Origin of the sequence: Halomonas sp. YLB-10 (genome assembly GCF_003856855.1) — a bacterium.
In the GTDB taxonomy this organism is placed as follows: Bacteria; Pseudomonadota; Gammaproteobacteria; order Pseudomonadales; family Halomonadaceae; genus Halomonas; species Halomonas litopenaei.
Genome location: NZ_RRCU01000003.1, coordinates 431,264 through 450,728 on the forward strand (window position 1 = coordinate 431,264; position 19,465 = coordinate 450,728).

The following is a 19,465-nucleotide window of genomic DNA, read 5'->3' on the forward strand; positions in this document are numbered from 1 at the left end:
TTCGCCGGGCGCAGGTTGCGCGTCGCCACCCTCGGGTGGTACACCCGGCTCGACCATCCCCCAGCTTACGCAAGGAGACCCCATGTACAAGCTTGCCTTCTTCGTGCCCAGAGACGACGCCGAGGCGGTCAAGGAAGCCGTGTTTGCCACGGGTGCCGGACGCATCGGTGACTACGAGGCCTGCTGCTTCCAGACTGCCGGTCAGGGCCAGTTTCGCCCGCTGGACGGCGCCGACCCGCACATCGGGCAGGTGGGTGAGCTTGAGCGGGTTGAGGAATACAAGGTGGAGCTGGTGTGCGAGGACGAGCTGATCGGCGCCGCCATCTCCGCGCTCAAGCTGGCCCACCCCTACGAGGAGGTAGCCTACGACGTCTGGCGGCTGGCAGATCTATAACGCGAACGAAAGCGGACGAGCCGGCCAGGGGCCTTTCGAATCTGCGTCGGGCCACCGGGGGCAGACCTGGCCCCGCCCCCGGCAAGCCTTGAAAGAGTGCCGTCAGGCGCTGCCGAAGAAGCGCCTGCGCTGATCCGGTGTGATATCGCTGATGTGCAGCGGGAAGGTCGCGCTTGCGCGGTCCTCGAAGAAGTGACGCAGGGTACGCTCGATGGTGGGAAAGGCCAGTTCGTCCCAGGGCACCTCGTGCTCCTCGAACAGCGCGACCTCAAGACTCTCGGGACCGGCGGCGTAACCTCCATCGAGCTCGGCGAGAAAGATCATGAACACCTGATTGATATGGGGCAGGTCGATCATGGTGTAGAGCCCCGACAGCGCTACCTCGGCGCAGGCCTCCTCGCGGGTCTCGCGCCGTGCTGCGTCCGGGGTGGTCTCGCCGTTTTCCATGAATCCCGCCGGCAGCGTCCAGTAGCCTTCACGCGGTGCGATGGCGCGACGACACAGCAGCACCCGTGACCCGCAAACCGGCAGCGTGCCGGCCACGATGCGCGGGTTCTGGTAGTGGATGGTGCCGCAGTCGTCACACAGGTAACGCGGACGGTCGTCCCCCTCGGGGATGACGAAACGGACGGTCTGCCCGCAATGGCTGCAAAAATTCATGGGCTGCAATCGTTCATGTCGCTCCCGGCTCGGGAATGGAGGACGGGCTTGACGCCACTGCACGGGGCTGGGTACAAGGAGTGAAACCCTGCGGATCCCCCATGTTAGAGAAACTTCGCAAACGCCTGCAAGCGCATTCCCCCCGCCGCCTGACGCTGAAGCTGCCCGAGGCGGCGGTACTCATTCCGTTGGTCGATCGGCCCGAGCCCGGCCTGCTGTTCACCCGCCGCGCAAGCCACCTGTCGACCCACAGCGGCCAGGTCGCCTTTCCGGGCGGCAAGCGGGAGCCTCATGACGCCGACCTGCTGGCCACCGCCCTGCGCGAGTCCGAAGAAGAGATAGGCCTGCCCCCCGGCCAGGTAGAGGTGCTCGGCCAGCTCTCTGATGTGCTGTCGCTGCATGGTCTCAAGGTCACCCCTTTCGTCGGACTGATTCCGCCGGATCTGCCGCTGGTCCCGGACCTGGGCGAGCTGGACGCGATCTTCGAGGTGCCGCTGTCGCACTTTATCGATGACCAGCGTACCCACACCGACGTGATCCCGGTGGACGGCAACGACATCTATGTACCGAGCTACCTGATCCCCGCCGACCAGGGCGACGACTACGTGATCTGGGGGCTGTCCGCCATGATGCTGGTGGAGCTGCTGGCCAAGGGATGCGACCTGGACATGAGCCTTTCTCGCCGCCCGGAGGGTAGACTACGCCATCTGCCTCCGAGAAGAGCGCCAAGATGACCAGGCACGGCCCCGCGATGACAAGACGAGCACCGATTTCATGAGCTACCCCGATCCCTGCCCCCTGCCGCCGCAACGGATGGAGGAGCTGGTGGACGCCCTGGTGGAACGCGGCTTCTATGTCGGTGAAGCGATGATCGACGCCGAGCTGTGCCAGGCCTTGCACGCCGAGGTCGAGGGCCGAGCGCACCAGCAGGCCCTGGCCCGGGCCGGCATCGGCCGCGGATCCGACTTCGATACCCGCGAAGACATTCGTGGCGACGCCATCCACTGGCTCGATCGGGAAACCCTGGCCCAGCGCCGCTATCTGGACGCCATGGGCGAACTCCAGCAGAGACTCAACGAGAGCCTGTTTCTCGGCCTGTTCGAGTACGAGGCGCATCTGGCCCGCTACCCTGCCGGAGCCTTCTACCGTCGCCATCTCGACAGTTTCCGAGGCCGCGCCAACCGCGTGGTCTCCACGGTAGGCTATCTCAATCCCGACTGGCCGGAAGATGGCGGAGGCGAGATGGTCATCTACGCTGAACAGGACCCGCAGAGGGAGCTCACCAGGGTCGCCCCCAGGGCCGGCACCCTGGTGTGCTTCCTGTCCGAGCAGGTGCCGCATGAAGTACTGCCGACCCGCCTGCCCCGCGCCAGCATCGCCGGCTGGTTCAGACGCAATGCCTCGCTGGGTGGCGTGGTAGACCCGGCTCGCTAGGGCCTGATGACCATGCGCCACGACAGCAACGACGCTAAAGCCTCCAGCGCCGAACCGCGAACCGAAGAGGCACGCTTGCGCCAGCAGGTAGAGGCGCTCAGCGAACGGGTACAGCAGCTCGAACAGGAGAAGCGCCACTATCAGTGGCTGGCCGAGAGCACCACGGATCTGATCTCGCGCCACGACCACAACGGCGTTTTCCTCTACGCCTCCCAGGCCGCCAGGACCCTGCTGGGCTATGATCCTGACGACTTGATCGGTGTATCGGCCTACGACCTCTTCCACCCGGACGATCTGGCGGCGCTGCTGTCCAAGTCCCCTCGTATCTACTACCACGAGGGCTTCTACGAGCAGACCTACCGTTTTCGCACCCGCAGCGGCCACTACATCTGGTTCGAGACCACCAGCCGTACCCGTCGCGACCCCGCTACCGGCGAACTCACCGACGTGCTGTGCGTCTCCCGCGACGTCAGTCGGCGGGTCGAGTCCGAGGCACGCCGCGAGCGTCTGGCAAGGGTGGTGGAATCGACCACCGATTTTGTGCTGTTCTGCGACCAGGACGAACACGTGGTCTACTGCAATCAGGCCGCACGCAGCCTGTTCAGGCTCGACGACGAAGGCGCAAGCACGACCATTGCCGAACTGTTGGTGCCAACGTCGGCACAAAGATGGCGTGAACAGGTGCTGCCTGCCGTCACCCTGGAGGGGCGCTGGAGTGGCGAGCTGGCCCTGGCCTCACCCTCAGGCGAGATCCCGGTGCTCAGCGTGGTCCAGCTGCACCGTGAACAGGGAGGGCAGACGCGACTGTCGATCCTCAATCGAGATCTCAGTCTGCGCCTGGAGGCGGAGGCCCAGGCACGCCGCCATCAGGAGCAGATCACCCACGCCAATCGCCTGGCGAGCCTGGGTGAACTGGCCACCAATATCGCCCACGAATGCAATCAGCCGCTGGCGGCTATGGGCAACTACGCCAGCGGCGCGCTGATGCAGCTCGAGCGCGACCCCGACCAACCCGCCCACCAACTGGCGCTGCCCCTCAACCGCATCAACGATCAGATTCAGCGCCTATCCGAACGCTTCAAGCATATCCGTCGCTTCGTTCGCCGCGGCAGTCTTCACCTCGCGCCCCAGGATCTCGCCGAGATCATTGGCCAGGCCTGCGACCTGTGCGAGCCCCAGTGTCGGCACGAAGGCGTGCATCTGGCGTCACGCCTGGCCCCTGGCCTCGACCTCGTCATGGCCGACGCCATCGGCCTGGAACAGGTACTGGTCAACCTGATCCGCAACGCTCTCGACGCCTGTCGCGACATCGCCACTCCGCCCAGGCCTCCGTGCATTCGCCTGGAAGCCTACCCGCTTGGCTCCCGCGAATGCTGCGTGGACATCGTCGACGACGGCCCCGGCGTGGCACCAGAGCAACGCCAGGGCCTGTTTACGCCCTTCGTCAGCGGCCGCAAGGACGGTCTCGGCATGGGGCTATCGATCAGCCTGTCGTTGATCGAGGCCATGGGCGGCAACCTGGTGCTGATCGATGACGGCGACCCACCGAGCGCAGACGCTCTTCCCCCCGGTCCCGGTGCGAGGCGGCCAGAAGATCCTGACGCGCCACAGGGTGCGCGCTTTCGCATTACCCTGCCCTCCGCCTGAGGGCTTGAACAGCTGATACCTCGGCGCGTCCCCTGACTTGAGGCGCCAAGCGCCAGCCAGGCGGAGATCAGGCACCAGGCTTTGTGCGAAAACCCGGCGACCAGGCATCGCCTGGCACGGTCCCCTTTGGCCGGGGGATCGGCTAGCATAGGGGCCTGCCCGCGAGACTCGCCCAACCAGCGAAGTGACCATCATGCCTGTCGACACTGCTGACCAGCCAACCATCGCCATCATCGACGACGACGATGACCTGCGCGAGTCGCTCGCCTGGCTATTGCAGTCGGTGGGACTTGGCAGTCAGGGCTACGCCAGCGGCGACGCCTTTCTCGCCTCGTCGCGGCACCATGAGGTGCTGTTGCTGGACGTGCGCATGCCCGGCCTCAGCGGTCTGCAGGTCCAGCAGCGGCTGGCCGAGCGAGACCGTTGTCCTCCCCTGATCATGATGACCGGTCACGGTGACGTGCCCATGGCGGTCGCCGCGTTGAAGGCGGGAGCCTTCGACTTCATCGAAAAGCCCTTCAATCAGCAGCAATTGATCGATGTCATCCAGCAGGCGCTGGCCCACCACCAGCACCGGCAGCGGGCCCAGGCCGATCTCGAAGAGCTGCGACAGCGATACGAAGGGCTGAGGGCCAACGAACAGGCCATTCTGGTCGAGGTGGCCCGCGGGCTTACCAGTCGAGAGATCGCCGAGAAGCTGACGCTGAGCGCCAAGACCGTGGAGGTCTACCGTCAGCGCATCATGAAGACACTCGGCGCCGATAGCCTGGCGCATCTGGTCAGGCTGGCCGTGGCGCTGGGACTGGTGGCAGCACTGCCCAGGCAGGATAGCGACGTCGGCCGAGATGCCGGCGCACCGTCATGAGTCTGGTGATAAGGGCAGAGTGAGAGGCCACCAACTGGCAGCCGGCTCAGTTCGACATGCAGCAGGAAGTGATGCAAAGCGGTTCAGGCCGAACGCCGTAGCCAGTCATCCGGACCCGCTAACCCCGGTCCCCTCAGCCGTGCCAGACGACTGGACAGCGGCTCCAGCCCGAGCGCCTGACGACGTCGATCGACGTCATCCGGCCGTTCGATGACGCTGGGCACGGGCCAGCCGTCGTCGCCGATCTCGAATTGGGTGCCATAGCGCTGGGGCCGACCGGTCAGGACCCTTATGCGATCCTCGAGAAAGGCCAGCTGCCACCCGGGCGCCTGGCCGGCGGCAACCGCCTGAATCAGTGCAGAACAGCAGCGTTGCATGAAATCCACGTCGAAAACCGCGTGCATCGCGATGTACCAGGCTGCTTCGCTGCCGTCTTCCCCGACGGTGTCCTTGCCCGGCCAGCCGTGACGATCGATGACCGCAGACAGGCGCTCGGCGTTGGCCTGATGCAGCGCACGCACTCGCGGATGATAGTCGGCGGAGGGGATCTCCCCCGAGGCCGCGAGTTCATCCAGCAACGCTCTATCCTGCTCGGCCAGCGCCACCATCTGCTGGGCCAACATGGTATTCCTCGTGTTCATGCAACGCACCTCATTTGCAGGCCAGCTTGCCGACAACCTACAGCGTCCTAGGGTTACCCTTCGGCATCAATAGTCGATCCGCCGGGCGCTGCGTAGGAAAATGCCGACGCCAGAAGCATATTTCAGTGAAGAATCACGTATCTGGCTGTCCGTCATCGGACAACTTTGGTCCATGCTAGAGTCAAGCCAAGGCCACAGATATCCCTCCCCGGAGGCATCCTTCCCCAGGCAGGAGGCCGCCCGCGGATCATCTTTATGAGGAATACTGAATGAATTCGACCGATCGTCAGCACCTGCGCCGCTGCGTTGACCTGGCCAGGGAGGCCCTCGAGGCTGGTGATGAGCCGTTCGGCTCGCTGCTGGTGGATCCGCAAGGGCAGGTTCGCTTCGAGGATCGCAACCGCGTCGCCGGCGGTGACGCGACCCGCCACCCCGAATTCGCCATCGCCCGCTGGGCGGCCGAGCACCTCAGCGTCGAAGAGCGCGCGCACTCGACCGTCTATACCTCCGGTGAACACTGCCCCATGTGCGCCGCGGCGCATGGCTGGGTCGGACTCGGACGCATCGTCTACGCCAGCTCCTCAGAACAGCTCGGCCGCTGGCTAGGCGAGTGGCAGGTGGCACCTGCCCCGATCGCCCCGCTGCCGATCCAGACCATCGTGCCGAGTGCCGAGGTGGAGGGGCCGGTTGAGGAGTTTGCCGACGAGATTCGCGAGCTGCACCGGCGGCTCTACCGGAAGTGACGTCGTGATGGAGGACGGGAAGGACGGGAAGAACGTGAGAGCATCGAGAAGTCGGACAGCGGCGTCGAGTCGTTGGCCGGCAACGCCGGTGATCAACCGTCAGCTCAGGCTCTCGAGCACGTCGCCCACACGCAGGATGGCCCCCACGCCCTGCTCGACGACGGCATTCTGGCCAAAGAAGGCGCCCTTCCAACCGGGCTGGGTATCCATTTCCACCAGGGTCTTCAACGGTTCCTTGGCCGAGGGCGCCTCACCGCTGCGCTGATCCAGGGTGATGATCTTGCAGCGCTTGCATGGCTTGCGCAGGCCGAAGCGATAGCCGGGCCCGGCCAACGAGGCCCAATCCCGTTCGGCGAAGGGATCACCGCCCGACACCACCAGGTTGGGGCGGAAGCGCTCCATCGGCACCGGCGCCTCCCCCTTGGCTTCCAGCCGCTGGTTGAGCGCCGCCAGCGAGGCCTCGGAGGCGATCAGCAGGGGGTAGCCGTCGGCAAAGGCGGTATGCACCACACCGCGCTCCGCCGGCGGCAGAAACTCGGTCTCTACCCAACGGCGCTGCTCGTGGGGCAGGCGCACCAGCCGCAACCGCCGGAAACGTCCCGCTTCGCCCCGGGGTGCTGGCAAGGACTCTGGCAAGGACTTTGCCAGCGCTTCTGCCAGCCAATTCGCCGCACCGTCGCCTTCGTCCAACGCCTGGCATTCGCTCTGCCAGACCCGCACCCGGCGCACCGCCGCCTTCGGCTCGTCCAATGACAGGACGAGCGGCGCCATCCTGTCGTGGACCAGGCGCAGCGTGTCGGACGACAGTTCGACACCGATGGTCGCCAGGGCGGGGATCTCACGCTGGGTGACGAAACGCCCGTCGTCGTCGACCAGCATCCAGCGCCGATCGAAGGCGAGCCCGCGCTCGGTGAGTTCAGCCCTGGACAGCGCGATGCCGCGCAGCGACTTGACGGGGTAACAGGCGAGAGTGGAAAGCTTCATGGGCATCCTTGCCAGGGGCCATCGTATCAAGTTGGTGGCACGGGCACTGCACGGAGCCAGTACCAGTGCTAATAACCAGTACCAGTATCAGCCTAGCGCCAGTTCGACGGCCCTGCGGGCGTGAATGGCCGTCGTATCATACAGCGGAATCTCGGTGTCGGCCTGAGCGACCAGCAAGGCGATCTCGGTGCAGCCCAGTATCACCGCTTCCGCACCACCGGCCTTGAGCTCTTCCATGATCGACAGCATCACCTGGCGTGACGCCTGCTCGATTTCACCATGGCAAAGTTCATCGTAGATGATCCGGTGGACCTGATCGCGCTGGGCCTTCTCGGGTACCTGTACCTCGATACCGTAGGCCTCGAGCCGGTCCTTGTAGAAGCCCTGCTCCATGGTAAAACAGGTGCCGAGCAGCCCTACCCGCTTGACCCCGTCGGCGATCAGGGCATCGGCGGTGGCGTCGGCAATGTGCAACAGAGGGATATCCACCGCCTTTTCGATGTCTCGGGCCACCTTGTGCATGGTATTGGTACACAGCACGATAAGGTCCGCGCCCGCCTCCTGAACGCGCCAGGCGGCGTCGGCGAGCAGCCCGGCGGCATCCTCCCAGCGGCCCTGATGCTGAAAGGCCTCGACCTCGGCGAAGTCCAGACTGATCAAGGCAATCTTGGCCGAATGATGTCCACCAAGTGCGTGGTTCACATCCCGATTGATGACCTGGTAGTAGCTCACCGTGGACTCCCAACTCATGCCGCCCAACAGCCCGATGGTCTTCATAGCGCCCTCCCGAGGACTTCCCTGGCCCAGTCAGTGTTGCGGTACCGTCTACTTCAGCATACAAGAGTCATCGGTGGCTCACAGCACCCTCACCCTCAACGGCTTTCCTGTTTCGCGCATCTCGCATACTCTTAGCGGGCTAGCAAAAGTGCTACCACTACCTCCACCGTCCCACGACAAGGAATCTCGATGACGGCCTCAGACACCCTCAAGCTGGTCCTGCTGTCGAGCCTGTGGGGACTGTCCTTCATCTTCATGCGGGTGGCCTCGCCGGAGTTCGGCGCCGTCCCGGTGGTGATGATCCGCATGGGGGTCGGCGCCCTGCTGCTGCTGCCCCTGCTGGCCTCACTGCACTACCTGCGCCAGGTGCGCGACAATATCGGACGCCTGGCGCTGCTCGGCTTCATCAACCACGTGGTGCCGTTTTCGCTGCTGGCCCTGGCGACCACCCAGCTCGAGGCAGGCTTCACCTCGCTGGTCAACGCCACCACTCCAATCTTCACCGCGCTTATCGGCGCCGCCTGGTTCGCCACGCCGATTCGCCGCCGTCAGTACCTGGGTCTGGCGCTGGCCTTCGTCGGTGTCTACGTGTTGTCCGCCGATCGGCTGGACTTCCAGCTGGGCGGCGATGGCTGGTACATCCTGGCGATTCTCGGGGCCACCTTCTGCTATGGCATCGCCGGCAACTATTCGAAGACCCACCTCGGCCATCTGCCGGTACGCGTGCTGGCCGCCGGCAGCTGCTCGATGTCCGGGCTGATGCTGCTGGTACCTGGGCTCCTGATGTGGCCGCAGCAAGCCGTCAGCATCGAGGCCTGGGGCAGCGCCCTGGCCATGGCGGTGCTGTCCACCACTGTCGCCTTTCTGCTGTTCTTCAGCCTGCTGGCCAGCGCCGGGGCTACCGCCGCCTCTACCGTGACCTTTCTGGTACCGGTCAGCGCCCTGCTGTGGGGCTATGTGCTGCTCGACGAGACCCTGGGGCTGCGCACCCTGGTGGGCATGGCCATCACCCTGGCAGGCACCGCTGTGGCCACCGGCATGCTGTCGCCGGGCCGGGACAAGGCCACGCGACCATTGCCCCGCTAGGCGCCCCCAGAATCCTCGCGCCTGAATGACGAAGCGGCCATGGCATTCGCCATGGCCGCTTCAGTGCTAGGCGCTGTCCGAAAAGTCGACGAGCGAAGGTTAGACAAGGCAAAAATCGGTGAGAAAGCGCAGTTTACGGGGTGTAAATGAGCATTTTGATCCGATTTTTAACGCCGTATTACCGAGCGCAGGCACTTTTCAGACAAGCCCTAGCTGAAGGCTTGTGAAAGGGACTCAGAAGTTGGGCTTGCGCTTCTCGACGAAGGCGCTCATGCCTTCGCGCTGCTCGTCGGAGGCGAAGCACAGGGCAAACAGGCTGGTCTCCAGCGCCAGGGCGCTGTCCAGATCCTGGTCCATGCCGTCGTGGATCACCTGCTTGGCGCTGCGCACCGCGCCGGGGCCATTGCCGGACAGCTGCTTGGTCAGGGTGGCGGCGTAGTCCTCGAGCTCGGCCTGGGACATCACCTGATTGACCAGGCCGATGCGCAGGGCCTCCTGGGCGTCGATCTTGCGACCGGTGGTGCAAAGGTCAAGCGCCATGGCCGGGCCGACCCGACGCGGCAGACGCTGGGAGCCACCGAAGCCGGGAATGACCCCAAGCAGTACCTCGGGCTGGCCAAACACCGCGTTGTCGCTGGCCACCGCCCAGTCACAGGCCAGCGCCAGCTCGCAGCCGCCGCCGAGGCAGAAGCCGTTGACCAGCGCCACCACCGGCACCGGCAGCGTCTCGAGGCGCTTGATGGTCTTCAGCGCCTGACCGGCGAAGTCGCGCGCCTCGAGCGGGTTCATCTCGCGCATCGCGGTGATGTCGGCCCCGGCCACGAAGGACTTCTCGCCGGCGCCGGTGATCAGCACCGCGCGCAGGCCCTCGCGACCTTCGAGCCGATCAAGGATCTCGGCCAGCGCCTCGATGACCTCGCGATTCAGGGCGTTCAACGCCTTGGGACGGTTGATGGTGAGGCGTACCACGCCATCGTTGTCGACCATCTCGACCAGTTGTTCGCTCACGAAATGCTCCTTGTCAGAGTTGTCAGTTGTCGGCGAGGCCCGCCTGGCGTCGGCGGAGCCTGGCGCGTTCGTCACCTTTGGCCCAACCCTAGCGAACGCTTGGTAGGCTCACAAGCCATCCTTTTGGCGCATGCCACCGCCTCAACCGCTGTAGTCGTGAAAGCCGCGGCCACTCTTGCGTCCCAGATAGCCGGCGTCGACCATCCGCTTGAGCAGCGGACAGGGGCGATACTTGGGATCGCCGAAGCCATCGGCCAGTACGTTCATGATCGCCAGGCAGACGTCCAGGCCGATCAGGTCGGCCAGCGCCAGCGGGCCCATCGGGTGGGCGGCGCCAAGCTTCATGGCGGTGTCGATGTCTTCGGCGCTGGCCACCCCTTCCTGCACCAGGAAGGCGGCCTCGTTGATCATCGGCACCAGCAGGCGGTTGACCGCGAAGCCTGGGGCGTCGCCGATCGCCACGGCGGTCTTGCCCATGGACTCGGCCAGGGCTTCGACACGGGCCACGGTCGCGTCGCTGGTCTGCTCGGCGCGGATGACCTCGACCAGCTTGAGTACCGGCACCGGGTTGAAGAAGTGCATGCCGACGACTCGCTCTGGCCGCTGGCACACCGCCGCCAGACGGGTCAGCGACAGCGAGGAGGTGTTGGAGGCCAGCACCGCCTCGGGGTTGAGCTCATCGAGCTCCCGGAACAGGCGTTCCTTGAGCTCCGGCGCTTCCGGCGCCGCCTCGATGATCACCCCGCAGTCGGCCAGGGCCTGAAGCGAGTTGACCGTGGTCAGGCGCGCGCGGGCCTCGTCCCGCTGTTCGGCACTCAGCCGCTGCTTTTCCACCAGCCTGGCAAGGCCCTTGTCGATCGCCGCGCTGGCCCGCTCCAGGGCGGCCTCGGCAACATCATAAAGGCTCACCTCGAAGCCGCTTTGCACCAGCACCTGGGCGATGCCCTGACCCATGGTTCCACCACCGACCACACCGATCCGCGTCTCGCTCACTTGCTTTCTCCCTTGATGGATATTTCCCTCGATCATGACACAACCACGCCGCCCCCGGTCACCCCGAAGGCGGCGTCTGATGATCTGCTCCCCGCTCTGTCTCTGGCGGGCTTACCCTGCCATCAGCGGATGGCAGGCGGCGATCAGCTCTCCTTGGCCTGCTGACGCAGCACGAACTTCTGGATCTTGCCGGTCGAGGTCTTCGGCAGTTCGGTGAAGACGACGCGCTTGGGCACCTTGAAGCGCGCAAGCTTGCCCCGACAGTGCTCGATGATGTCCTCTTCGGTCACCTCACCGCTGGTGGCCTTGAGCTTGACGAAGGCGCAGGGGCTTTCGCCCCACTTCTCGTCAGGCTGGGCCACCACCGCGGCCTCTTCCACCGCCGGGTGGGCGTAGAGCGCATCCTCGAGTTCGATGGTGGAGATGTTCTCGCCGCCGGAGATGATGATGTCCTTGGAGCGATCCTTGATCTCGATGTAGCCATCGGCGTGCCACACTGCCAGGTCGCCGGTGTGGTACCAGCCACCATCCAGCGCTTCCCGGGTGGCGGCCTCGTTCTTCAGGTAGCCCTTCATCACATTGTTGCCACGCATCATGATCTCGCCGATGCTCTCGCCGTCCTTGGGCAATGGCTCCAGGGTCACCGGGTCGGCCACGCAAAGCGCCTCCAGCATGTGCCCACGCACGCCCTGGCGGGCCTTGATGCGGGCACGCTCCTCCAGCGGCAGCTCGTCCCAGGCCTCGCGCCAGGCGCACACCGTCACCGGACCATAGACCTCGGTCAGACCATAGACGTGGGTCACATCGATGCCGAGCGACTCCACCCCGGCGATCACCGCAGCAGGCGGCGCCGCCCCGGCGGTGGTGGCCTTGACCGGGTGGTCGATGGCACGACGCTGGGACTCGTCCAGATTGACCAGTCCGTTGAGCACGATCGGCGCGCCGCTGAAGTGGGTCACCTTCTCGTCGGCGATCAGTTCCATGATCTTCTTCGGGTCGACCTTGCGCAGGCAGACGTTGACCCCGGCGTTGGCGGCGATGGTCCAGGGGAAACACCAGCCGTTGCAGTGGAACATCGGCAGCGTCCACAGGTACACCGGGTGATGCGGCATCGCCCACTCGAGGATGTTGCTGACGGCGTTGAGGTAGGCGCCGCGATGGTGATAGACCACGCCCTTGGGCTTGCCGGTGGTACCGGAGGTGTAGTTCAGCGAGATGGCGTCCCACTCGTCTTCGGGCAGGCGATAGGGGTAGTCGGCGTCACCTTCGGCCAGCAGGTCCTCGTACTCGATCTCGCCCAGGCGCTCGGCCTGGCCCTCGAACTCGGGATCCAGCACGTCGATGATCAGAGGCGGTTTATCGAGGCCCTTGATCGCCTCACGTACCACCTCGACAAACTCCGGGTCCACCAGGATCGCCCGGGTCTCGGCGTGTTCCAGCATGTAGGCAATCGCCGAGGCATCGAGACGGATATTCAGAGTGTTGAGTACGCAACCGGCCAGGGGCACGCCAAAGTGAGCCTCGAACATCGCCGGCACATTGGGCAGCATCACCGACACCGTATCCCCCTTGCCGAGCCCACGACGCTCCAGCGCCGAGGCCAGTCGCCGGCAGCGCTGCCAGGTGGTGGCCCAGTCGCGGCGCGTCTGGCCGTGGACCACCGCCGGCAGGTCCGGATAGACGCTGGCCGCGCGTTCGATGAAGGTCAACGGCGAGATCGCCACGTGGTTGGCCGCGTTGCGCGGCATGCCCTGGTCGTAGATGTTGCTCATTAGACACTCCTGATTGAAGGTCGCATGCGTAGCCACTGGCGGCCTGCGCCTCGCTACGAGGGAAATGACGATGGCCGATCCTGAACAGAAGATAGCCGCCGGTGGACACCGACGGCCAATCGGTTCAGCCAAGCGATACGCCAAGCAGTTCGTCGAAGCCAGCCTCGATGACGCGACGCTGGGCGCACCCCTCGGGGAGCCACTGGCGCACGGCGAAGTCGGCACAGGCCAGCTTGCGCCGGTAGAAGTCGTCGTCGCTGCCGGCGTCCAGCGCGGCCCGGGCGATGATCGCCGCGCGCCCCATCTGCCAGGCGCACAGTACGTGGCCGGTCAGCGACAGAAGCGGTGTGGCGTAGGCCTGGATGGCGTCGGCGCCGCGTTCGGCGTCTGCCCCCGCCTCCAGCACCAGGGCCGCACAGGCACGCAGATCCTCGGCACCGGCGGCAAGCTCTGCCCCCAGCGGAGCAAGAGAAGAATGGGCTGACAGCGCTTCGGCGGTGGCCTGCACTTCGTCGATCAGCAGTGACAAGGCCGCGCCGCCATCGCGCTGGAGCTTGCGCCCCGCCAGATCGAGCGCCTGGATGCCGTTGGTGCCCTCGTAGATCGGTGCGATACGCACGTCCCGCAACAGTTGCGCGGCGCCGGTCTCCTCGATGAAGCCCATGCCGCCGTGGACCTGAACACCCAACGAGGCGATGTCCACCGCCTGGTCGGTGGAGAAGCCCTTGACCACCGGGATCAGCACCTCGGCCCGCGCCTGGGCCTCGCGACGGCGCGGTTCGTCCTCATGGTGACGAGCCACGTCGAGTTGCTGAGCGCACAGCAGCGCCAGCGCCCTCAGGGCGTCGGTGCGCGCCCGCATCGACAGCAGCATGCGGCGCACGTCCAGGTGCTCGCCGATGGTGCATGGCTCGCCTCCGCGGGACGGTGGTGTGCGTCCCTGGGAGCGATCGTTGGCGTAGGCCAGGGCGTGCTGGCAGGCACGCTCGGCGACACCGATACCCTGGATACCGACCTTGTGGCGAGCCTCGTTCATCATCGTGAACATGTGGTTGAGGCCGCGCCCGGCCTCCCCCACCAGATAGCCGACGGCGCCGTCCTTCTCGCCGAAGCTGAGGGTGCAGGTGGGGCTGCCGTGGATGCCCATCTTGTGTTCGATGGAGGCACATACCACGTCGTTGCGCTCGCCAAGCGAGCCGTCCTCATTGACCAGGAACTTGGGCACCAGAAACAGCGAGATGCCCTTGTTGCCCTCGGGGGCGTCGGGGGTGCGCGCCAGCACCAGGTGGATGATGTTCTCGGCGGCCTCGTGTTCGCCCCAGGTGATGAAGATCTTCTGGCCGAACAGCCGGTAGTGATCGCCTTCCGGCACCGCGCGGGTGCGCACCCGAGACAGGTCCGAGCCGGCCTGAGGCTCGGTCAGGTTCATGGTGCCGGTCCAGCTGCCTTCTACCAGACGCGCCAGGTAAAGCTGCTGGAGTTCGTCGCTGCCATGGTGAGCCAGCGCCTCGATGGCACCCGCGGTCAGCATCGGACACAGGCCCAGCGCCATGTTGGCGCCATGCAGCATCTCCTGCACGCTGCTGGCCACCACCTCGGGCAGCCCCTGACCGCCACGCTCCTCGGACACACCGATCCCGTTCCAGCCGCCCTCGGCGTAGGCCTGGTAGGCCTCGGCGAAGCCGTCGGGCAGTGTCACGCTGCCGTCTTCCAGCCGGCTGCAGCCCTGGCGATCACCACTGGCATTGAGCGGCGCCCAGACATCAGAGGCGAGCTTGGCGGCCTCCTCGAGCACAGCGTCGACCAGCTCGGGGCCAACCTCGGCAAAGGGGGCCAGGTTCAAGGACTCGTGCTCGAGCATTTCCGACAGCACGAAGGACAGGTCTCGCAGGGGAGCGGCGTAGGGATACATGGGGCACCTCGTGAAAACGATACCCGGGATAGTAGTTTCCCTAGTCGGCTCACACTATTGGGCCAAGGTCGCAGTAGACTTCAGGGTTGATCGGGGACAAGCGGCGTGCTCGATAGCGCACGGTAAGGAGGGAACGGACAGAAAATGGGAGGCCGTGGAAAAGGTGCGGAAGGGAGGCCGCCGCCGAGCGTGATCGGCGGCGGCAGGTGTGATCAGCGGGTCTGGCGAATCACGTCGGTACCCTCAGGCACCTCGAAGCGGTAGCGCTGGTCATCGATGTTGCCGTTCTGCTCGGCGTTATCGAAGGCGATGGCGGTACGCTGACCGGTGCTGTCGGTCATCTCCAGCGCCGCCAGCTGCTCGCTGTAGAAGGTCAGGCGCAGGCTTTCGAACAGGGTGTCCGAAGCCTTGGGCTCCAGGGTGAAGGTCTCGGCGGTGCCTTGCTGCGAGCTCTTGACCTCGTAGCTGTCGGTGAGCTCATTGGCGCTGCCGGACAGCAGCAGAGCCGGGGTGTGGGTGATGCGCTCATCCAGCGGCTGGATGGTGGCCTGCTCGAGATCGGGGTCATAGAGGGTGACCTCGTCGCCGTCCGACACCACGATCTGCTCGTAAGGTGCCTTGACCTCCCAGCGGAACTTGCCGGGGCGCGACAGCCACATGTGCCCTTCGGTCTGCTGCAGGCGCTGGCCACTGCCGTCGAGGATCTGCTGCTCGAAGTCGGCGGAATAGGTGTTCAACGGCTCCAGCATGCGGGTCAGGCGCTCAGCGCCGTCGGCCAGGGCGGTGGCGGGGATCGCCAGCGCCAGGGCCAGCGTGGCAAGACCGGAACTCAAGGTAAGGCGTGCGGGCATAGCGTCTCTCCGTCGAAATCGTCGAAATCCTTGTCGCGCCGGAGCGGCTCCGGCGCCGGGAGGATGTCCGTTTGAGTCCAGTATGCCTGGCAAGTTGCCGCTGAACCCGGTCGTGACACCCTCTTGCATGGTGATTACATCCTGACGCGACACTGTCCCCAAATGGAGACAGTGTCGCGCCGATCGGGTTAGCCTGCGGTGGGCGGCGGTGCCAGCACCTCTCGCCCGCCGTTGCTGCCCATGGACGATACCACCCCGGCCATCTCCATGGCCTCGACCAGGCGTGCGGCGCGGTTGTAGCCGATCTTGAAGCGCCGCTGGACCGCCGAGATCGAGGCTCGGCGCGTCTCGGTGACGAAGGCCACGGCCTCGTCATAGAGGGCGTCCTGCTCGGCGTCGCTGTCATCGCCGGTGCCTTCGGCCTCGAGCCCGGTCAGGGCATCGGCGGAAACACCACCGGAGAGGATCTCGTCGATGTACTCGGGCTCGCCGCGCCGCTTCCAGTCTTCCACCACCCGGTGCACCTCATCGTCATCGACGAAGGCGCCGTGCACGCGGGTCGGCTGACCCGAGCCCGCCGGCAAGTAGAGCATGTCACCATGGCCCAGCAGGTTCTCGGCGCCGCCCTGATCGAGGATGGTGCGGGAGTCGACCCGCGACGACACCTGGAAGGCCATGCGGGTGGGGATGTTGGCCTTGATCAGGCCGGTGACCACGTCCACCGAGGGACGCTGGGTCGCCAACACCAGATGGATACCGGCGGCGCGGGCCTTCTGCGCCAGTCGGGCGATCAGCTCCTCGACCTTCTTGCCGACGATCATGAACATGTCGGCAAATTCGTCGATCACCACCACGATGTAGGGCAGCTTTTCCAGCACCGGCGGGGTCTGGTGCATCTCCCAGGGCTGGGGCTCCCATAACGGATCGGCAACCTGGGCACCGGCCCGCTCGGCCTCATCGAGCTTACTGTTGAAGCCGGCGATGTTGCGCACTCCCATGGCGGCCATCAGCTTGTAGCGACGCTCCATTTCGGCCACGCACCAGCGCAGGGCGTTGGCGGCCTCCTTCATGTCGGTGACCACCGGCGCCAGCAGGTGCGGGATACCGTCATAGACCGACAGCTCCAGCATCTTGGGGTCGACCATGATCAGCCGAAGCTCGTCGGGGGTCGCCTTGAGCAGCATCGAGATCAGCATGGCGTTGACCCCGACCGACTTGCCCGAGCCGGTGGTACCGGCGACCAGCACGTGGGGCATCTTACCCAGGTTGGCCACCACCGCGGCGCCGCCGATGTCCTGACCCAGCGCCATGGTGAGACCGGAGGCCTCGTGCTGGTAGCGGTCCGAGTCGATCACCTCACGCAGGCGGATCATCGCGCGATTGGGGTTGGGGATCTCGATACCCACGGTGGGACGCCCGGGTATCACCTCCACCACGCGTACGCTCTTGACCATCAGCGAACGCGCCAGGTCCTTGGCCAGGTTGCTGATCTTGGAGACCTTCACCCCCGCCGCCGGCTTGATCTCGAAGCGGGTGATGACCGGGCCCGGCCAGGTATCGACAACCTCGGCCTTGACGCCGTATTCGCGCAGGCGCATCTCGAGCAACTCCGCCATGTCGGCCAGTTGCTGCTCGGTGTAGTTGGGCTGATGCGGCTCCGGCGGGGTCAATAGCCTGAGGCTTGGCAGCTCGCCGTCGGGTTCCGGCAGGTCATCGAAACCGGGACGCTGGCTTTGCAGGTGCTCTACCGTCCACAGCGTCGGGCCGTCATTGTCGGCGGCCTCACGGGCTTGCTCTGCGGTAGCCACACGTCCTTCGCCCACGCTGTCGTGGCCTCCGGCAACATTCGCGCCCGCGGCGTCGTGACCTGGCTCAGCGCGGGGAGGCTCGGCCGGCGTGCCGGCGTCGCTGCGCTCCGCTTCCTGCTGCACGCGCTGACCAGCATCCTGACCAGCGTCCTCAGCAGAAGACGGACGGGGAGAAGAACTGGGGGCCTGACTCGAGACACTACGCGGCGCCTCATGGGTGGCCGCCAACAGACCGGCACCCGCCCCTGCAGCGATGGCGCCGCCAGCCAGGGCACCACCATCATCAGGCAGCACCGGCTCGGGGATTTCTTCGGCACGACGCTCCTCTCGACGAGGCTGCGTCTGGTGGCTCGACGGCTCCTCCCCGCTCGAGAGCCCCTCCTGGCTCGACGGCTCCTCCCCGCGAGCGGGCTCTTCCCGACGCGGCTCCTGTGGAGCGCCAGTCGCCGACGCGGACGGCGCAGCCTCGGACTCCTGAGAAGAGCTAGGCGCGGCGGGCGCGGCTTCGGGCGCAGTTTCGGGCGCCTGCGGAGAGCGCGCCTGTGAAGAGCCGGGCGCGGCCCCGGGCGCCTGTGGAGAGCGCGCCTGAGCAGTAGGCCCGGCTTCGGGGGCCTCTAAAGAGCTCGGCTCGCTTGCACGTTCAGGCGAAGGCACCGGCGCATCCCTCTCAGCACGCAGCGACATCGGCTCTTCTGCCCTTGCCGCCAAAGGTGCCTCTGCCGCAAAACTGCCGCCCAGGGTCGGCTCTCGCCGCTCTCTGGAAGCCGTGGACTCCGGGGCCAGGGTCGGCTCTCGCCGACCACCCTCAGGTTCGGTGGGACGGGTGTCCCGCGGCGTTGTGGTGCCGTCCTGAACGCTACCTTCATGGCGGCGGCGAGGCGCGGCCTCGGCAAAGCGTTCGGTATAGGCAGCGCCAGGCTGCTTGGCCGACGGAGTGGATTCCGCCACGTCCCAGGGAATATCGGTGTTGCCGTCGTCGCCCATGGACGACCCCGCGGCCTCATCCAGGTAGGTCGGAGTCCCCTTGCCGCGCAGGCGCTGCCACAAGGAGGGCCGGGGCGTTGTATCGCCTTCCTCGCCATCTTCGCTGTCGATCGGCGATGACGCCTTGGCCCTGGGCTCAGGTGCACTGTGCTGGTCGGCGCTCTGCCCTGCGTCGTCCTCGTCTTTAGACGACGCGAAGCGGGACTTGAGCCAGCGTCCCAGCAACAGACAACGGTGGCCCGCCTCGTCCATGACATTGAGCCAGGACAACCCGGTAAACAGCGGCATTCCGCCCAGGATAGCGACAACGGCGAGCAGACCTGTTCCGCCGACGCCTACCAGTGGCCGCAGGGCGCCGACCAGCCCGACCCCGAGGATGCCACCGGTGGAGTATGGCAACACGCTGTCGGGCTGATGGAAGTAGAGCGCCCCCAGGGTGGTGCAGCCCAGCAGCAGCAGAATCAGCCCGCCGCAGCGCACGGCCAGGGCGGTCGCATCCCACTCGAACTCCACTCGACGGGAACGGATCAGGTACCAGGCGGCAAACGCCAGCATGCCTGGCCACCACAGGGCGCTGATGCCAAACAACGAATACAGCACGTCGGCGAGCCAGGCCCCGATGGGGCCCATCCAGTTGGCCACCGCGGTCTCGGGGCCACTGCTCGACCAGCCGGGGTCCGCCGGCTCGAAGCTGAACAGTGCCAGCAGCAGGAATACGCAGGCAGCCAGCAGTACGATGATCACACCTTCCCTGGCAGAGCCATGCAGACGCAACCCGACCTTGCGGGCGGTCTCCTTGGCGGCTGCCGCCGTCGCGCGTGACGACATGGACTTCTTGTTGGCACTCAAACGGCCTTCCCCTTGCGCCATAACGGCGTCTTCCATCCTTCTGACTGGAGGTCATGA

The 19,465-nt window shown here is 65.9% G+C and carries 17 protein-coding genes; 7 read left to right on the forward strand and 10 right to left on the reverse strand.

Annotation, left to right across the window (positions count from 1 at the left end):
* Positions 1-82: 82 nt before the first annotated feature.
* Complete coding sequence (locus EBB56_RS09435; protein WP_108133275.1) at positions 83-394, forward strand: YqfO family protein; 312 nt, start codon at positions 83-85, stop codon at positions 392-394.
* Between the two features lie 102 nt (positions 395-496).
* On the opposite strand, the gene EBB56_RS09440 is transcribed toward EBB56_RS09435, so the two are convergent.
* Complete coding sequence (locus EBB56_RS09440) at positions 497-1,054, reverse strand: NUDIX hydrolase (RefSeq protein ID WP_045992893.1); 558 nt, start codon at positions 1,052-1,054, stop codon at positions 497-499.
* 101 nt (positions 1,055-1,155) lie between these two features.
* Here EBB56_RS09440 and EBB56_RS09445 point away from each other — a divergent pair, with 101 nt between their 5' ends.
* The 4 genes from EBB56_RS09445 (at position 1,156) to EBB56_RS09460 (ending at position 5,000) form a co-directional block, all read left to right on the forward strand.
* Positions 1,156-1,788, forward strand: coding sequence for a CoA pyrophosphatase (locus EBB56_RS09445; protein WP_108133273.1), 633 nt, complete (start codon positions 1,156-1,158; stop codon positions 1,786-1,788).
* A gap of 40 nt (positions 1,789-1,828) precedes the next feature.
* Entirely contained in the window at positions 1,829-2,488 is a 660-nt protein-coding gene (locus tag EBB56_RS09450; RefSeq protein WP_108449077.1) for a 2OG-Fe(II) oxygenase, read from the forward strand.
* A gap of 75 nt (positions 2,489-2,563) precedes the next feature.
* Positions 2,564-4,135, forward strand: coding sequence for a PAS domain S-box protein (locus EBB56_RS09455; RefSeq protein WP_260425323.1), 1,572 nt, complete (start codon positions 2,564-2,566; stop codon positions 4,133-4,135).
* A 193-nt stretch (positions 4,136-4,328) separates the two neighbouring features.
* Positions 4,329-5,000 carry a response regulator transcription factor gene (locus tag EBB56_RS09460; protein ID WP_124804117.1) on the forward strand — a complete coding sequence of 224 codons (672 nt, stop codon included), beginning with the start codon at positions 4,329-4,331 and terminating at the stop codon, positions 4,998-5,000.
* Positions 5,001-5,083: 83 nt separating this feature from the next.
* Here EBB56_RS09460 and EBB56_RS09465 read toward each other — a convergent pair whose 3' ends face one another.
* Entirely contained in the window at positions 5,084-5,641 is a 558-nt protein-coding gene (locus tag EBB56_RS09465; RefSeq protein ID WP_124804119.1) for a DUF6624 domain-containing protein, read from the reverse strand.
* Between the two features lie 269 nt (positions 5,642-5,910).
* On the opposite strand from EBB56_RS09465, the gene EBB56_RS09470 reads away from it, so the two are divergent.
* Positions 5,911-6,384 (forward strand): nucleoside deaminase, encoded by a 474-nt coding sequence (locus EBB56_RS09470; protein WP_124804121.1) that lies wholly within the window; start codon positions 5,911-5,913, stop codon positions 6,382-6,384.
* 99 nt (positions 6,385-6,483) lie between these two features.
* Here EBB56_RS09470 and EBB56_RS09475 read toward each other — a convergent pair whose 3' ends face one another.
* Both EBB56_RS09475 and EBB56_RS09480 read right to left on the reverse strand, forming a co-directional pair.
* Complete coding sequence (locus EBB56_RS09475; protein WP_124804123.1) at positions 6,484-7,368, reverse strand: MOSC domain-containing protein; 885 nt, start codon at positions 7,366-7,368, stop codon at positions 6,484-6,486.
* A gap of 87 nt (positions 7,369-7,455) precedes the next feature.
* Positions 7,456-8,145 carry an aspartate/glutamate racemase family protein gene (locus tag EBB56_RS09480; RefSeq protein WP_124804125.1) on the reverse strand — a complete coding sequence of 230 codons (690 nt, stop codon included), beginning with the start codon at positions 8,143-8,145 and terminating at the stop codon, positions 7,456-7,458.
* Between the two features lie 189 nt (positions 8,146-8,334).
* On the opposite strand from EBB56_RS09480, the gene EBB56_RS09485 reads away from it, so the two are divergent.
* Positions 8,335-9,231, forward strand: coding sequence for a DMT family transporter (locus EBB56_RS09485; RefSeq protein ID WP_108449074.1), 897 nt, complete (start codon positions 8,335-8,337; stop codon positions 9,229-9,231).
* Positions 9,232-9,465: 234 nt separating this feature from the next.
* Here the strand turns inward: EBB56_RS09485 and EBB56_RS09490 are convergent, their stop codons facing one another.
* The 6 genes from EBB56_RS09490 to EBB56_RS09515 form a co-directional block, all read right to left on the reverse strand.
* Positions 9,466-10,239: an enoyl-CoA hydratase-related protein gene (locus EBB56_RS09490; RefSeq protein WP_045992902.1), complete on the reverse strand. Its 774-nt coding sequence runs from the start codon at positions 10,237-10,239 to the stop codon at positions 9,466-9,468.
* A gap of 141 nt (positions 10,240-10,380) precedes the next feature.
* Complete coding sequence (locus EBB56_RS09495; protein WP_108449072.1) at positions 10,381-11,232, reverse strand: 3-hydroxybutyryl-CoA dehydrogenase; 852 nt, start codon at positions 11,230-11,232, stop codon at positions 10,381-10,383.
* A gap of 143 nt (positions 11,233-11,375) precedes the next feature.
* A complete protein-coding gene (locus EBB56_RS09500) occupies positions 11,376-13,004 on the reverse strand; it encodes an acyl-CoA synthetase (RefSeq protein ID WP_045992904.1) in 1,629 nt (542 codons plus the stop codon).
* A 124-nt stretch (positions 13,005-13,128) separates the two neighbouring features.
* Positions 13,129-14,916: an acyl-CoA dehydrogenase gene (locus EBB56_RS09505; protein ID WP_124804127.1), complete on the reverse strand. Its 1,788-nt coding sequence runs from the start codon at positions 14,914-14,916 to the stop codon at positions 13,129-13,131.
* Between the two features lie 212 nt (positions 14,917-15,128).
* On the reverse strand, positions 15,129-15,767 hold the full coding sequence (gene lolA / locus EBB56_RS09510; protein WP_045992906.1) for an outer membrane lipoprotein chaperone LolA: 639 nt from the start codon (positions 15,765-15,767) through the stop codon (positions 15,129-15,131).
* A gap of 188 nt (positions 15,768-15,955) precedes the next feature.
* Complete coding sequence (locus EBB56_RS09515) at positions 15,956-19,387, reverse strand: DNA translocase FtsK (RefSeq protein WP_124804247.1); 3,432 nt, start codon at positions 19,385-19,387, stop codon at positions 15,956-15,958.
* Positions 19,388-19,465: the final 78 nt, after the last annotated feature.